The 16093-nt window shown below is 58.9% G+C and carries 14 protein-coding genes; 3 read left to right on the top strand and 11 right to left on the bottom strand.

Features of this window, described 5'->3' with window-relative positions:
* Positions 1–55: 55 nt before the first annotated feature.
* From motD to flhA, 10 genes are all read right to left on the bottom strand, one after another.
* Positions 56–838 (bottom strand): flagellar motor protein MotD, encoded by a 783-nt coding sequence (gene motD / locus NLU14_RS02355; protein ID WP_275704552.1) that lies wholly within the window; start codon positions 836–838, stop codon positions 56–58.
* Positions 835–1572: a flagellar motor protein gene (locus tag NLU14_RS02350; RefSeq protein ID WP_275704551.1), complete on the bottom strand. Its 738-nt coding sequence runs from the start codon at positions 1570–1572 to the stop codon at positions 835–837. The genes motD and NLU14_RS02350 overlap by 4 nt, the downstream gene beginning before the upstream one ends.
* A complete protein-coding gene (locus tag NLU14_RS02345; protein ID WP_275704550.1) occupies positions 1572–2723 on the bottom strand; it encodes a protein-glutamate methylesterase/protein-glutamine glutaminase in 1152 nt (383 codons plus the stop codon). The genes NLU14_RS02350 and NLU14_RS02345 overlap by 1 nt, the downstream gene beginning before the upstream one ends.
* Before the next feature lie 35 nt (positions 2724–2758).
* Complete coding sequence (locus NLU14_RS02340) at positions 2759–4921, bottom strand: chemotaxis protein CheA (RefSeq protein ID WP_275704549.1); 2163 nt, start codon at positions 4919–4921, stop codon at positions 2759–2761.
* Positions 4922–4937: 16 nt separating this feature from the next.
* The gene (locus tag NLU14_RS02335) at positions 4938–5726 is read right to left on the bottom strand and encodes a protein phosphatase CheZ (protein WP_275704548.1); all 789 of its coding nucleotides are present in this window, start codon (positions 5724–5726) and stop codon (positions 4938–4940) included.
* Between the two features lie 20 nt (positions 5727–5746).
* Positions 5747–6130, bottom strand: a complete 384-nt coding sequence (gene cheY / locus NLU14_RS02330) for a chemotaxis response regulator CheY (RefSeq protein ID WP_275704547.1) — start codon at positions 6128–6130, stop codon at positions 5747–5749.
* Positions 6131–6305: 175 nt separating this feature from the next.
* Positions 6306–7037, bottom strand: a complete 732-nt coding sequence (locus tag NLU14_RS02325; RefSeq protein WP_275704546.1) for an RNA polymerase sigma factor FliA — start codon at positions 7035–7037, stop codon at positions 6306–6308.
* Between the two features lie 30 nt (positions 7038–7067).
* Complete coding sequence (locus tag NLU14_RS02320) at positions 7068–7880, bottom strand: MinD/ParA family protein (RefSeq protein ID WP_275704545.1); 813 nt, start codon at positions 7878–7880, stop codon at positions 7068–7070.
* A 46-nt stretch (positions 7881–7926) separates the two neighbouring features.
* Positions 7927–9222 (bottom strand): flagellar biosynthesis GTPase FlhF, encoded by a 1296-nt coding sequence (flhF, locus tag NLU14_RS02315; RefSeq protein ID WP_275704544.1) that lies wholly within the window; start codon positions 9220–9222, stop codon positions 7927–7929.
* A 60-nt stretch (positions 9223–9282) separates the two neighbouring features.
* Positions 9283–11451 (bottom strand): flagellar biosynthesis protein FlhA, encoded by a 2169-nt coding sequence (flhA, locus tag NLU14_RS02310; protein WP_275704543.1) that lies wholly within the window; start codon positions 11449–11451, stop codon positions 9283–9285.
* A 235-nt stretch (positions 11452–11686) separates the two neighbouring features.
* Here flhA and upp point away from each other — a divergent pair, with 235 nt between their 5' ends.
* From upp to NLU14_RS02295, 3 genes are read left to right on the top strand one after another with little or no spacing between them, the layout of a single operon-like run.
* Positions 11687–12325 (top strand): uracil phosphoribosyltransferase, encoded by a 639-nt coding sequence (gene upp / locus NLU14_RS02305; RefSeq protein WP_275704542.1) that lies wholly within the window; start codon positions 11687–11689, stop codon positions 12323–12325.
* A gap of 2 nt (positions 12326–12327) precedes the next feature.
* Entirely contained in the window at positions 12328–13584 is a 1257-nt protein-coding gene (locus NLU14_RS02300) for a uracil-xanthine permease family protein (RefSeq protein WP_275704540.1), read from the top strand.
* Positions 13565–14440 carry a class I SAM-dependent methyltransferase gene (locus NLU14_RS02295; RefSeq protein ID WP_275704539.1) on the top strand — a complete coding sequence of 292 codons (876 nt, stop codon included), beginning with the start codon at positions 13565–13567 and terminating at the stop codon, positions 14438–14440. Before NLU14_RS02300 ends, NLU14_RS02295 begins: the two co-directional genes overlap by 20 nt.
* Before the next feature lie 444 nt (positions 14441–14884).
* On the opposite strand, the gene flhB is transcribed toward NLU14_RS02295, so the two are convergent.
* Entirely contained in the window at positions 14885–16021 is a 1137-nt protein-coding gene (gene flhB / locus NLU14_RS02290; RefSeq protein ID WP_275704538.1) for a flagellar biosynthesis protein FlhB, read from the bottom strand.
* Positions 16022–16093 lie beyond the last annotated feature (72 nt).

Here is a 16093-nt window from a genome sequence, read left to right as displayed (position 1 = left end):
ACTTGCCTATAGGGACCTTCCGTCATCGTCCTGCAAGTGACTGAGTGCAAAGCGGTTATCGCATGGCCCCGCGGATGCTGGCGTCCCGGGAGACCAGCAGGACCACGCGGCGGTTGCGGCGCCGGCCTTCCTCGGTGTCGTTGCGGGCCACCGGCTGGTGTTCACCATAGCCTACGGCTGCCAGGCGTTCGGCTTCAACGCCCTCCATCGTCAGCATTCGCACAATGGCTGCAGCCCTGGCGGCCGAGAGTTCCCAGTTTGAGGGAAAAGCATTGGTTCGTATAGGGAGGTTGTCGGTAAACCCCTCTACCCGGATGGCGTTGTCGCGGTTGCGGAGAACACCGGCGATCTTCTCCACTACCTCAAAAGCATCGTAGTGGGGTTCCGCATCGCCGCTGCCAAACAGCAGACTATTACGCAGGCTGAGCTCCAGCCATTCATCACTGGTTTCCAGTGTCACCACACCCTGATTGATCAACTCATCGAACTCCAGCGCCAGTTGGTCCGCCATGGCACGAAGGGCTTCGGTACGCCCCTGTTCATTCATAGAGGGGTTTTGCGGGGCTTCCGTTACTGGGGGGTCGATTACATCTTCGGCGGCCTGGGGCGTTGACCGGCGGGGCTGGTCGCCCACTTCAACGGGTTGGAAGGAGCGCTGTGGTGCATTGAAGACGCCTGTCAGCGTTTCGGACAGCACCTTGTACTTGCCCTCGTTCACCGACGACACCGAATACATCACCACAAAGAACGCAAACAGCAGGGTTATGAAGTCGGCGTAGGAAATCAGCCAGCGCTCCTTGTTGTGAAGATCATCATCCTGCCGCCTGCGACGTCTCACAGGAAACCCCGCAGGCGCAGCTCGATGGATTTCGGGTTCTCGCCGTCAGCGATGGCAATGATACCGTCGATCATCATGTCTTCATATCGGGTGCGTTCCCGGAGGATTCCCCGCAGCTTGTTGGCAATCGGGAAGAACAGCAGGTTGGCAAGTGCCACGCCGTAGATGGTGGCCACAAAGGCGGTAGCAATACCGCTGCCGAGGGATTGCGGGTCCTCAAGATTGGTCATCACCTGGATCAGCCCCATCACCGCACCAATAATACCGATAGTAGGCGAATAGCCGCCCATGGCCTCAAACACCCGCGCGGACTCCAGGTCCCGTTGCTCGCGGGATTCCAGGTCCACTTCCATAATACTGCGGATGGTTTCAGTCTCGGCGCCGTCCACAAGTAGCTGCAGCCCCTTGCGGGCGAAGCGCTCGGGTTCTTTCTCCGCCAACCCTTCCAGCCCCAGCAAGCCCTGCTTTCGGGCTTTCACACTCCAGTCAATAACTTTGCCAATACCATCTTCCAGGCTGATATACGGCGGAAAGAACACCCAGCGCGCCTGGGAAAAGGCTCGCTTAAGCAGCGGCCAGGAGGTCTGGAGAATAGTCGCTGCCAGAGTGCCACCGATCACAATTAGCGCGGCGGGGCCATTGAACAGTGAGCTGATAGCGCCGCCTTCCAGCAGGTTGCCACCAAGGATGGCCACAAACGCAAGGATAACCCCCAGCAGGCTGAGAATATCCATCAGCTCACCCCTTCAACCAGGCGGGGGCCGATGTCATCAAGCGCAAGGACTTCATCCGTCAGACCGGCCTTGGCCACAGCCATTGGCATACCGTAGATTACCGACGTTTTCTCGTCCTGGGACCAGATATCGGAACCACTCTGCTTCATCAGCCGACAGCCCTCCTTACCGTCCGAGCCCATGCCGGTGAGGATCACCCCCAGGGTCTTGCCCGGAAAGCTACGGGCGAGCGAGCCAAAGGTCACATCCACACAGGGCTTGTAGTTAAGCCGGTCATCGCCGGGCAGAATCCTTACCCTGCCCTGTCCGCCACGATTTTCGATCATCATCTGCTTGCCCCCGGGTGCCAGCAGGGCAACGCCGGGTTTCAGCATCTCACCGTCCTCTGCCTGGCGCACTTCAATGCGGCAGAGCTTGTTCAGCCGTTCGGCAAAGGCCGGGGTGAAACTGGCCGGCATGTGCTGGACGAGAACAATGGGCGCCGGGAACCCGACTGGTAACGCCATCAGCACCCGCTGCAATGCCACCGGCCCACCGGTTGATGTCCCGATGGCAACCACATTGTAGTGTTTGGCGGCACCTCGGCGTGCAGCGCGTCTGGGAGGCGCTTCGGACTCCGGGACGCCGCTGCGGGATGCCCTGTCCGGCACTGAAGGCCTCTCCGGCACACTGCGTTTTGCAGGCTCGGAAACGGGAGCACGGGAAGACGGCGTCGGGCGCGCAGGGGGAGACGGCGGGGGTTTTGTGCCGGGTCGGCTGCCCGCCACATCCAGTACACGTTCAATCAGTATTTTCTGGAGCTGGCTGGAATCCCGGGCGATTTCCTCGAAATTCTTGGGCAGGAAGTCAACGGCACCGGCCTCAAGGGCATCCAGGGTAACCCGGGCTCCCTCGTAGGTCAGGGACGAGAACATTAATACCGGCGCCGGGTGCCGTTTCATGATCTCGCGGACGGCGCTTATGCCGTCCATAACGGGCATCTCGTAGTCCATGGTGATGACGTCGGGGCGCAGCTTTTCAGCAAGTTCCACACCCTCGCGGCCGTTTGTGGCCACGCCAATCACCTTGATCTGACCGGAAGCGGTCAGGATTTCCGTCAGTCGCTTGCGGAAGAACCCTGAATCATCAACGACCAGGACAGAAACCGTCATCCATTTCTCCTAAACCTGGGCCTGCCGACGTCTTGTCAGCCGTAGTTCTGCAGCAGGCTCGGAACATCAATTATGAGTGCAATCCGGCCGTCGCCGGTGATGGTTGCACCCGCCATACCCGGCGTTCCCTGCAGGGCCCGGCCAAGGGGTTTGATCACCACTTCTTCCTGCCCGATCAACTGGTCAACCACAAAGCCGACACGCCGCGTGCCCATGGCCACGATCACCACGTGGGCGTTCCCCGGCTCCGGTTCACCGGTCGTTCCTTTAACCAGCCAGCGCTTGATGTGGAACAGCGGGAACACCTTGTCACGGACCACGATGCACTCGCGGCCATCCACAATATTCTTCTTGCTCAGATCAAGATGAAAAATCTCAACCACGTTCACCAGGGGCAAGGCAAAGGACTGGTCTCCAAGCATGATCATCAGCGTGGGCATGATGGCGAGAGTCAGTGGCACCTTGATAATGATGCGCGACCCCTTGCCGAGCTCGGACTCCACGCTCAACTGGCCGTTGAGCTGGCCAATCTTGGTCTTGACCACATCCATGCCAACGCCACGGCCAGACACGTCGGAGATCTGGTCCTTGGTGGAGAAACCGGCGGCGAATATCAGGTTATAGCATTCGGTGTTGGTCAGCCGATCAGCGGCATCCTGTTCATAGATGCCCTTCTCCACCGCTTTGCGGCGTAGCACATCGGGGTCCATGCCGGCACCGTCATCCTCGATGGACAACAGGATATGGTCGCCTTCCTGCTCAGCAGAGAGGGTTACCCTGCCCTGCCGGGGCTTGCCCGCCTTTGCGCGGACATCCGGTGCCTCAATGCCATGGTCAACCGAATTGCGGACCAGGTGAACAAGGGGATCGGAAAGCGCTTCGACAAGGTTCTTGTCGAGGTCGGTATCCTCGCCGTGCATTTCAAGGTTGATTTCTTTCTTGAGGCTGCGAGCCAGATCCCGAACCACGCGGGGGAATCGACCAAAGACTTTCTTGATCGGCTGCATCCGCGTTGCCATCACGGCAGACTGGAGGTCTGTGGTCACCACATCCAGGTTGGAGACGGCCTTGTGCATGTGCTCGTCTTCACTCTGGGCGCCAAGGCGCTGCAACCGGTTACGCACCAGCACCAGCTCGCCAACCATATTCATGATGTCATCGAGACGCTTGGTGTCCACACGCACGGAGGTTTCCGCCACCGCCGCATTGGCGTCACGGGCAGGCATGGCGGGCGCCGCGGATGTTGCGCCGCCTTTATCTTCAGCCGGCGCTTTTTCCGCCTTGCCAGCAGGCTTGGCAGGTTTGTCAGCCTTGTCACTGGCAGGCTTTGCAGCCGGTTTCCCCGCGGCGGGTGTTGGCGGCGTCTTGTCGGAATCCGCCGTGGGGCTGCCGCCCTTGCCATGAAGGTCGTCGAGGAGCTTCTCGAACTCGTCGTCCGAGATCAGGTCGTCACCGGCCTTCTTGCCACTTGCGGTATCACTAGCGGCAGTTTTCTGCTCTCCACTATCGGCTTCGTCGGTTTCGGGCGGGCCTGAAAACTGGCCCTTGCCATGCAACTGGTCCAGCAGGGCCTCGAATTCATCGTCGGAGATTTCGTCGTCGCCGCCAGTTTTCTGATCGCCACCAGAGGCCGGTTTATCGCCGGCGCTGGCAGCCGATACGTTGTTTTTCTCGTCGGCCAGGGCATCCAGCAACTGCTCGAATTCGTCATCGGTGATATCACCGTTGTCCTCGCCAGAGGCGCTGTCCTGGGCGGTGCTCTCTTCAGCATGGTCAACAACCGCTGCACCCTTTTGCGGAGCTTCGCCAGCCGGTTGCGCCAGTGCGTCCAGGGCGGCAATCAGTTCGTCGGGAGCCGGTGTGAGCTCCTCATGGTGACGAACCTGCTCGAACATGGCGTTGACGTGGTCCAGGGCTTCCAGCACCACGTCCATCAGTTCCGAATCCACCTTGCGCTTGTGGTTGCGCAGGATATCGAACACGTTTTCCGCGGAATGACAGCAGTTCACCAGGGCATCCAACTGAAGGAACCCGGCGCCGCCCTTTACGGTGTGAAAACCACGGAAGATGGCGTTGAGCAGATCACTGTCGTCCGGGTGTTGCTCCAGGTCGACCAGTTGCTCAGACAGCTTCTCGAGTATCTCGCCTGCTTCAACAAGGAAGTCCTGCAGGATCTCTTCATCGGCATCAAACGCCATGCGTTACCCTCTTTACTCAGAAACCGAGACTGGACAGAAGATCATCAACATCGTCCTGTCCCGACACTACATCTTCACGCTCTGCGGCCTTGATCTGTGGGCCGACACCCTGTTCCGCTGATATCTTTTCCCGCTCTTCCAGCTCGTGCACGGTGCCGGTCATCTGGTCCACATGGCTCGCCATCACTACCAGGCTCAGCAGGTGTTCTTCCACCTCCTTGACCAGGGCGGTCACCTTCTGGATAACCTGCCCCGTCAGGTCCTGAAAATCCTGGGCCAGGAGAATCTCCGACAGATTGTCGTACATGGCTCCGGCATCATTGTTCAGGGTGACAAAAAACGTATCGATACGGGCATAGAGTTCACGGAACTCCGCGGGAGCCATCTCACGGCGGCGCAGCCGTTGCCACTCATCGCGCAGCTCCGCAGCTTCATCGCGGATGGCACTGGCCCTGGGCATGGCTTCCTCGACCAGGTCCATAGTCCGGTTTGCTGCCTTTCCGGTCATCTGAACCACGTATTCCAGGCGATCCGAGGCATCAGTCATCTTCGACAACGCTTCAGACTGTTCGGCGTTACGCGGATCAATCTGGAAGTTTCGAATCGCCTCGTGGAGACTGCGCGTCAGCCGACCAACCTCTTGATACAGGCTCTGGTCCCTAACCTCACCCAATTCATTGATCAGGGTCATAGCCTGGCCATAGTCGCCGGCATCGATCTTATTAACCAGTTCAGCAGCCTGGCTGCGGAGCTTCTCCTTCACCTCTGGATCGAGGCCCTGTTGGTCTTGTTTACTATTGCCCATGGAAGCCGTCCGACCTCTGATTACTGGATGCGTTCGAAGATCTTCTCAATCTTCTCCTTGAGTACGGCTGCCGTGAACGGCTTGACCACATAGCCGTTCACACCGGCCTGGGCCGCAGCAACGATCTGGTCGCGCTTCGCCTCGGCGGTCACCATAAGCACAGGCAGGGTCTTGAGGTTCTCATCGGCACGGACTTCCTTGAGCAGGTCAAGCCCTGACATGCCCGGCATGTTCCAGTCAGTTACCAGAAAATCGTATTTGCCGCTCCTGAGCATCGGCAGCGCCGTATTGCCATCGTCTGCTTCATCGGTGTTGGTAAAACCGAGATCACGAAGCAGGTTCTTGATGATCCGTCGCATTGTGGAGAAGTCATCCACGATCAGGATTCTCATGTTCTTGTCCAATGGGACCTCCAGTTAAAAACGCCCGGCATTCGTTTTTGGCTTCCGGCTCACAGTCTAGCAGGCCGGCTGTTTGACCGCTTATTGTGTGGCCTTTGGGCCGGTTGTAAAGCACCGGTTACCAAAAGGCTACAGTAAAGAATGCTTTGCAATGATGTTCAACCGCCTGGTGGCGCATCTAATGCTGCCAGTCGGCGAGACGGCCCCGCAGGCGAAGCGCCGCCTGGCTGTGGATCTGGCTTACCCGGCTTTCGCTGACGCCCAGCACGGCACCGATTTCCTTCAGGTTCAGCTCTTCCTGGTAATAGAGGCTGAGCACCAGCTTTTCACGCTCGGGCAGGTTACCGATAGCCGAGGCCAGATTCTTCCGGAAATTGTCAGATGCCAGATCATCCAGCGGGTTATCACTGCCCTCTGTTTCTTCTATCGGCAGCTCGCCGGATTCATTGAGCTCATCCAGACTAAAAAGTCGGCCACTGTTGGCATCGCTCAGGGAGGAATAGTACTCATCAAGGTTCAGCCCAAGTTCTTCCGCGACTTCCGAGTCCTGGGCCTCCCGGCCAAACCGGTCCTCTACGGCCTTGATGGCTTTGGCAATACGGCGGGAATTTCTGTGAACGGAACGGGGGACCCAGTCACCCTTGCGAATTTCGTCCACCATGGCACCACGGATCCGGATGCCCGCGTAGGTTTCAAAGGTGGCCCCTTTGGTGGAGCTGTATCGCTGGGCCGCTTCCAGCAGACCGATCATGCCGGCCTGCATAAGGTCATCCAGCTGAACCGATGCGGGCAACCGGGCCATCAGATGGAGTGCGATTTTCTTGACCAGCGGGGCCTGCTCCTCAATAAGCTGGGAAGGCCCCCGTGTGCCGGTCCGGTGATAGATTCCAAGTTCTTTCGCCAATGTCATGTATCCGGCTTTTCAGTGACAGGATCAAAATCAGACTTCGACGAGCCGCTCCACAAAGAATTCCAGATGTCCCCGGGGCGACTGTGGCAATGGCCAACTGTCGACTTTTTCCGCCAGGCTCTTGATGGCCAACGATGCCTTGGCACGGGGATAGGCGTCCAGCACAGCGCGCTGGCGCTGTACTGCCTTCTTTACGGCTTCATCGTAAGGCACCATGCCTACATATTGTAGTGCCACATCGAGAAAGCGCTCGGTAACGCGAGTCAGTTTTTCAAATAGATGTCGACCTTCCTGTTCATTACGCACCTGGTTCGCCAGGATACGGAAGCGGTTGGTGCCATAATCCCGGTTCATCAGTTTGATCAGCGCGTAGGCGTCTGTGATGGAGGTAGGCTCGTCGCATACAACCAGCAAAACTTCCTGTGAAGCACGCAGAAAGCTGATCACAGATTCGGATATACCGGCTGCGGTATCCACAATCAGTACATCAATCTGGTCGCCCAATTCACTGAATGCATTGATCAGGCCGGCATGCTCTAGCGTGGACAACTGGGTCATGCGCTGGGTACCGGAGGAAGCCGGCACAATCTTGATTCCGCCCGGGCCGTTCACCAGTACATCACGAAGATCGCATTCGCCGGAAATAACATCCTGAATGTTTCGGTTGGCGGTAATCCCCAGCAATACGTCGATATTGCCAAGGCCGAGATCGGCATCCAGCAGCACGACACGACGCCCTTTCTGCGAGAGGGCAATGCCAAGGTTGACGGCAACGTTACTTTTGCCAACGCCACCCTTCCCGCCGGAAACCGCAATCACCTGTACCGGATGTGGTTTGCTCATACTGACTCTGATCTCTTGCCACGTTTAACCGCTGGCTGTGTTGTTGTTAAACAGCGACTGCCTCTTGCTGCTGGAGTTTCCTCAGCCTCTCCACGGCCAGCCGCACCAGCGGAATAGGTTCAGCGTGGTGCAGGTCTTCCGGGATCTTCTGTCCGTCGGTGTAGTAGGCCACCGGCAATCCCGTTTCCATGACAAATCCCAGCGATTCTCCCAGAGTCAGTGCTTCATCAATTTTGGTCATCACACAACCCGTAAGATTTGCCATCTTATAGCAATGCCAGACGGATTTCATGATGCGTGGCTGACTGGTTGCCGAAACCACCAGGTGGGTCCGAATGCGGTGGTGACTGCGGGCAAGCTCCGTGAGTTGCTCTTCATAGCCCTTGTCCGTGCTTGTCAGGCCCGCCGTATCAATCAGCACAAGGTGGCGGTCCGACAACTCATCCAGTATGTCATCCAGGGAATGGGTCTCGTCCACCACCCTTACAGGTACATTCAGGATACGCCCGAATACGAACAGTTGCTCATGGGCGGCCACCCGGTAGCGGTCCGTGGTGACCAGTGCCAGGGAGTCAGGGCCGTGGTTCAGCACGTAATGCGCAGCCAGCTTGCCGATGGTCGTGGTCTTGCCAGACCCCGTCGGCCCGACAAGTGCATAGACACCGCCTTCTTCCGCCCACTCGGCACGCGCGGTTTTCACCCCGGCGGCCAGAATTTTCAGGGACTGCTTCCAGCCATCCTCAAGCCGTCCGGCGCGGTGGCGCCGGGACAGGGAATTGGCCAGTTCCAGGCCCAGACCGAATTCCTGCAACTTTTCAGACAACCGCTGTTGTACCGCATTCACCGCAGGCCTTTCAGGCTCACTGTTATGCCGGGCGCTGACCAGGTCGCGGAGGGAGCTGATTTCCGCACGCATCTGCGCCAACTCTCCGGAATAATCTGAACTGGCGACGGCCGGCTCCTCAAGCGACATATCTTCATCAGCTAGCGACTCCGCCGACAGCCCTGTGTGGCCAAAAGCCCCGCCGTGGCCAGCCTGGCCTGCAGCAGCACGCTTCTCCCGCACTTCGCGGATGCGATCACGGGAGCGGCCAAGCTCGTCCTCCAGGCGGCGATGCTGTTCCGCCTGCAGCTCTGCCAACCGGGAGCCGTTAGTGGCTTCACGGGCAGCGTCACCGAGTCGCTGGCGCGCCATATTTTCGTCGTAGTCCAGCGCTGTCACAATTTCGACACCACCATCCACGCGGCGATTGGACAGGATCACGGCATCGGGGCCCATCTGATCACGCACCTGACGCAGTGCCTCTGCCATGCTCTGGGCAAAAAACCGTTTTACTTTCATGATGACTCTTCCTCCCCGGTCAGCGCTTTCCAGCGCCTTCCGCCTTGCCAGCCGCGGCCTTTACTGGCCCACGGATGCCACAATGGTGATCTGTTTGTTATCCGGAATTTCCTGGTACGACAGTACATGCAGGCGCTCTACCCCGAAGCTCGCGAACTTCGCCAGCACCGGCCGCAGTGGCCCGGACACCAGCAGGATCGCTGGTTTACCCAACATCTCCTGTCGCTGGACGCTGTCCCGGAGCGAACGCTGGAGTTTCTCGACCATATTCGGCTCCAGCACCAGCCCGATGTCTTCCTGACCGCCAGATTGTTGACTCTGTTGCATAGACTTCAGCAATAACTGTTCCAGGTCTGGATCCAGAGTGATCACCGGGATCTCGGCGTCGTTGCCACAAATGCTCTGAACAATCATTCGGCGCAGCGACTGGCGGGCAACCGTGGTCAGCAGTTTCGGATCCTGACTCTTGGGATGGACGTTCACGATGGCTTCGGCAATGGAGCGCATATCCCGGATCGGCACCTCTTCTTTCAGCAGGTTCTGCAGCACTTTCAGCAACAGGCTGATGGAAATGGTGGTGGGCACCAGCTCTTCCGCGAGTTTCGGAGAGACTTTTTCAAGCTGATCCAGCCACTTCTGCACCTCCTCATGGCCAAGCAGCTCATGGGCATGTTTCTGCAGGATCTGATTCAGGTGGGTCGCCACCACGGTACTTGCGTCCACCACGGTGTAACCCAGGGTCTGTGCCTGGTCTTTCTTCCCTGTTTCTATCCAGCTTGCATCCAGGCCGAAGGCGGGGTCCTTGCCTTCAATACCCTCGATCTTGCCAAATACCTGGCCGGGATCGATGGCCAGTTCCCGGTCCGGATGAATTTCGGCCTCAGCGATGGTGACGCCCATCAGGGTGATGCGATACACGTTCGGCATCAGGTCAAGGTTGTCGCGGATATGAACCGAGGGCATCAGGAACCCCAGGTCCTGGGAGAGTTTCTTTCGCACGCCCTTGATCCGGCTGAGCAATTGCCCACCCTGTGATTTATCCACAAGGGGAATCAGGCGATAGCCCACTTCCAGGCCAACAATGTCCACCGTTGCGACGTCGTCCCAGCCCAACTCCCGGGTCTCACCCGGCGGTGGAAGCTGTGCGCCCTGGTCGCCACCATCACCACCCGAAGGCAGATCACGGCCAGCCGGCCTGGCACCGCCACCCCGGACCGGGTAGACCCCATCCTCCTCAACGGTCTGGCGTTCCTGTTGCCAGATAAACCAGGCAATGCCGCCGGCAATGGCGCCAAGGCCAAGGAATGCCACATGAGGCATGCCCGGTATCAGGCCCAGGATAATCAGGATCACCGCCGCAATGGCCAACGCCCGGGGTGCATTGAACATCTGCTGCAGTATCTGCCCGCCCATGTCCTGGCTGGACGTTACCCGGGTCACCATAATGGCCGCAGACGTGGAGAGCAGCAGCGACGGAATCTGCGCTACCAGGCCGTCACCAATGGTCAGCAACGCGTAGTTCTGGGTAGCAGTGCCAAAATCCAGCCCATGCTGAATCATGCCGATGGCGATACCGCCGATCAGGTTGATGGCCAGGATCAGCAGGCCGGCAACGGCATCGCCCTTGACGAATTTGCTGGCACCATCCATGGAGCCATAGAAGTCGGCCTCCTGGGCAATTTCAGAGCGGCGGTGCTTGGCCTCCTCCTGATTGATCAGGCCGGCGTTGAGGTCGGCATCAATCGCCATCTGCTTGCCGGGCATGGCATCCAGGGTAAAGCGGGCGCTCACCTCCGACACCCGGCCGGCGCCCTTGGTCACCACCAGGAAGTTGATGATCATCAGGATGGCGAAAACCACCAGGCCAACGGCGTAGTTGCCACCAATCAGCACCGCGCCGAAGGACTCGATGACCTTACCTGCTGCGTCCCCACCCTCATGGCCATTGAGCAGCACAATTCGCGTGGACGCCACGTTGAGTGCAAGCCTCAGCAAGGTGGCCACCAGCAGTACCGTCGGGAAGGAAGCAAACTCCATCGGGCGCAGGGCGTACACGCACACCAGAAGGATGACGATGGACAGGGTGATGTTGAAGGTGAAAAACACGTCCAGCATGAACGCCGGCATGGGCAGGATCATCATGCCCAGCAGACCCATCACCAAGATGGGAACACCCAGATTACCCCGCGTCAGGGATTTGACATTATTGAGGACTAGCGCTCGGTCCATGCCGGGAAACTCTCCAATTGGCGGCTAACCGCAGGGGTTTGCGGGTCGTTTTTTTGACGCAGACGCATCGTTTGAAGGGGTGTTCGCAAGATCCGTACCACTCCTCACCGGTTTTATTCACGCCACGCCTGACGGACCTGTCCAGATACGGTATCCTTGCGCCATTTGCCAGCGGTTACGCTGGGCACAATCACGTCATTGATCCAGACACGCACAACACGCAAAGGTGAGCCCCATGCCAATCCACGAGGTCAAGCACCCCCTTATCCGCCACAAACTCGGCCTGATGCGCCGCGCCGACATCAGCACCAAGAATTTCCGGGAACTGGCACAAGAAGTGGGTGCCCTGCTGACCTACGAGGCCACCAAGGATTTCTCTCTCCAGAAAAAAACCATTGAGGGCTGGGCGGGCCCGGTTGAGATCGAGCAGATCCAGGGCAAGAAGGTCACCATCGTTCCTATCCTGCGCGCCGGCATGGGCATGCTGGACGGCGTTCTCACCCTGATTCCGGGCGCCCGCGTGAGTGTTGTCGGCCAGGTGAGAAACGAGGAAACCCTGGAGGCCAGCACCTATCTTGAAAAGCTCGTGGGCGAACTGGACCAACGCATGGCCATGATTGTGGACCCCATGCTGGCTACCGGCGGCTCGATGATTTCCACCATTGATCTGCTGAAGAAAGCGGGCAGTCATGAAATCCGCGCACTGGTGCTGGTGGCCGCTCCGGAAGGTATAAAGAAGGTACTGGACAAACACCCGGATGTGTCCATCTATACCGCCTCGATCGACGAGCGGCTGAACGAGAAAGGCTACATCCTCCCCGGGCTTGGTGATGCCGGCGACAAGATTTTCGGCACCAAGCAGAAGGACGTGTGACCATGCAGGACCATACCAACGACCCGGTCTGGAAACAGGCCATTGCCGGCTCACAGATGTTGCTGGTGGCCTTTGGCGCATTGGTGCTCATGCCACTCATTACCGGGCTTGATCCCAACGTGGCCCTGTTCACCGCCGGCATTGGCACACTGATATTCCATATTGTCACCGGCGGGCAAATTCCGATCTTCCTGGCGTCTTCCTTTGCCTTTATTGCCCCGATTATCGCTGCCAAGGGCCGCTTTGGCCTGGAAGAAACCCTGGGTGGCCTGATGGCGGCGGGTGTCCTCTATATTATCCTCAGCGGCGCGGTGCGCCTGCGCGGCACCGGCTTCGTCACCCGCCTGCTGCCACCCGTGGTGATCGGCCCGGTAATCATGGTGATCGGCCTGGGTCTCGCACCAGTCGCCGTCCATATGGCCTCTGGCCGCACTGGCGACGGAGCGGAGCAACTGGTGCCCTACGACACCGCGATCTGGATCGCGATGATCTCCCTGGTGGTCACTGTCATCATGGCGGTCTGGTCCAGCGGAATCTTCCGCCTGATACCGATCATGTTCGGTATCATCGTCGGCTACATCCTGTCGGCCATCGCCGGCATCGTGGACCTGTCCCCCATCACCAACGCGCCCTGGTTCGCCATCCCCAACTTCGTGGCACCGGAGTTCAGCTGGGCGGCCATCCTGTTCATGATTCCCGTCGCCATTGCGCCGGCCATTGAACACATCGGCGACATCCTCGCCATCGGCACCGTTACCCGCAAAAATTACCTGGAAAAGCCCGGCCTGCACCGCACCCTCCTGGGCGATGGCCTGGCCACCAGCGCCGCTTCAGCCCTCGGTGGCCCGCCCAACACCACCTACTCCGAAGTCACCGGTGCTGTGGTGCTGACCAAAAACTTCAATCCGAAAGTCATGATCTGGGCCGCCTGCATCGCCATCGTGCTGGCCTTCGTCGGCAAGTTCGGCGCGGCACTGCAAACCATCCCGGCACCGGTAATGGGCGGTATCCTGTGCCTGCTGTTCGGCTCCATTGCCGTCGTCGGCCTGAACACCCTGATCCGCCACCAGGTCGACCTGTCCCAGGCACGTAACCTGGTGATTGTGGCCGTCACCCTGGTATTCGGCATCGGCGGCATGGCAATAGGCAATCTGGAAGGCATTGCCCTGTGCGCCGTGGTGGCCATCGCCCTGAACCTGATCCTGCCGGGCAGCGGCGAGGCATGGGGGAAAAGGATCCATGAGAACGACACCCTCTGACAGCCGTCCAGAGCAAGTGACTGACAGCTCCGGCATCAGCTTTACCGCCCTCTACACCGGTGCCGTCTGGCACCGGCACGGGCTCTCGGATGACGTACTGGCCACCGATCAGGGCCGCTGGCTCTACCACCTGATGACGCCCTTCGAGGCCGGCAGCAAGGCACTCATCGGCGGCAACATCCGCACCTTCCTGTTACAGCGCCACCTGATTATCGACCACCTGGTCGAACAGGCACTCGAGCGCGGCGTCACCCAGGTACTGGAAATTGCCTGCGGCATGTCGCCCCGGGGTATCCGCCTGCGAGACAGGTACCCGCACCTCCACATGGTGGAAGCCGACCTCCCCGACATGGCCACCCGCAAAGCGGCAAGATTGCTGGTTGCTGGCCGGCTCGGCGATCAACACCAGGTAATGCCCATCGATATCCTGGCAACATCCGGTGAGCAGTCCATGGAGGCGGTTGTGGCAAGAGCTTTCGACAACAACGCCCCGATGGTTGTGGTCACCGAAGGCCTGACCAGCTACTTCTCCCTGCCGGTCATGTCAGAGTTCTGGAAGCGCCTGGCCCGGCTGATGCAGGAACGCCCCGGTTCGGCCTACCTGTCCGAAAGCTACTTGATGCCGGGCCAGCCGTTGTTGCGAGGTAGCCTGAAAGCCCTCGGTGGCTTGCTGGGATCGGTTACGCGAAGTGATGTCAGTTTCCATTTCCTGAACGACCAGCAGGGTGCTGAGCATTTTACTGCGTGCGGGTTCCCTTCCGTAGCGGTCCACAATCCTGCGAACTTCTATGGTCGCCTTCCGATTCCCGAAAGCCGGCATGATCCTATGGTTCGGGTTATTGAGGCCTGGTCCTGACTTTTTGACTGATAATTCGGGGGCGGCGGATGTGGGGAAGGGCCTCCCAAAAAACGCCCGTGAATACGTCCATGTAGGGCTCGGTCGCGCCATCCCTGGCGCTCCACGTTTTTGGGAGGCCCTTCCCCACACCCGCTCGAGCAACGGTGATATCGCTAGCAATGACTTCGTAGGTCGGATTAGCGAAGCGTAATCCGACATCCCGTGTTCCATATTGAAGCCATTTGTCGGATTACGCTTCGCTAATCCGACCTACGTTCAGAAAGTTCTCGAGATACCTGTTAGGCCCAAAGTGGTTCGTCGGGTGGGCATTCCAAAACTGTGCGGAGCCATGGATGGCGGAGCTCAAGCGCCACATGGATGTGCTTGAGCGTGTTTTGGAATGCCCACCCGACGAACCACCTCCCCCACAACCATCAGGCTGAACGCAGGCAAACTCAAAGCTCAAACATCCCGCCGCAAATCCGAAGGAATCGGAAAATCCGGAACATGGGGCTTCTGGCCACGCCCTTTACGGAACTGCCGGAGCTGGAATACATAGGCGAGAACCTGGGCAATGGCCATATACAGGCCATCCGGGATCTCACCGCCCACCTCGGTATTGTGGTAAACCGCCCGGGTCAAAGGCGGCGTGCGGAGAATCTCCACCTTATGCTCGCGGGCAATCTCCATTATCTTGAACGCCGTTTCGTCAAACCCTTTTGCCACCACAATCGGTGCCGCCATCTTCTTCTGGTCATACTTCAACGCCACCGCGTAATGAGTCGGATTGGTGATGACCACATCCGCCCCGGGCACATCCTGCATCATCCGGCGCTGGGCCATCTCACGCTGTAACTGGCGGATCCTCCCCTTCACCTCTGGCTTGCCTTCGGTGTCCTTGTACTCGTCCTTGACCTCTTGCAACGTCATGCGCAGCTTTTTCTGGTGGTCGAAGATCTGGAACGGTACGTCAATTGCGGCAATGACGATGGTGGCGCAGGCGAGGATGAAGAAGCTCCACCCCAGGGTCCATAGCACATGCTCCATGGCGGACCTGGCAGGCTCTTCGGAAATGCTGAGCAAATCGTCGGTACGCAGATTGAGGATGAGGATGGCAACAGCCATGACCAGTCCCACTTTGAGGATGGCTTTGACGAGTTCTATCAGTGAGCGCATGGAGAACATGCGCTTCAGGCCCTTGAGTGGGTCCATGCGGTTGAGCTTCGGGGCGATAGCTTTGCCGCTGACCAGGAGGCCGCCGATGCCAATGGAGCCGGCGATGGCGGCGACGAGCAACAGTATCAGCAGCGGCATCAGGGCAAGAGCCGCCTCTTTGGCTGAAGCGATCAGTTGGACGCTCATGTGGCGGGTGTCGAAGATGGCGGAGCGTTCGAGTACGAAGCTGTCCCGCATGATGCTTTCCATTGAGGCGCCCAGGGAGGAGCCAAACATCAGCAGGCCGCCGGCGCCGGCCAGCAGGACGGCCATGGTGGCCAGTTCCTTGGAGCGCGCGGTCTGGCCATCCTCCTTGGCTTTTTCGAGCCTTCGGGGGGTGGCATCTTCCGTTTTCTCCTGGCTGTTGTCGTTTTCTTCGGCCATGTTTTGTCTTTGGTTTGACTTCTTCGGAGTATCGGTTGATGGGGAGGGGGCTCCCCATCAACCTCGGCAAAC

Origin of the sequence: Marinobacter iranensis, assembly GCF_029207565.1 — a bacterium.
In the GTDB taxonomy this organism is placed as follows: Bacteria; Pseudomonadota; Gammaproteobacteria; order Pseudomonadales; family Oleiphilaceae; genus Marinobacter; species Marinobacter iranensis.
This window is presented reverse-complemented; position numbering and strand designations above follow the sequence as displayed.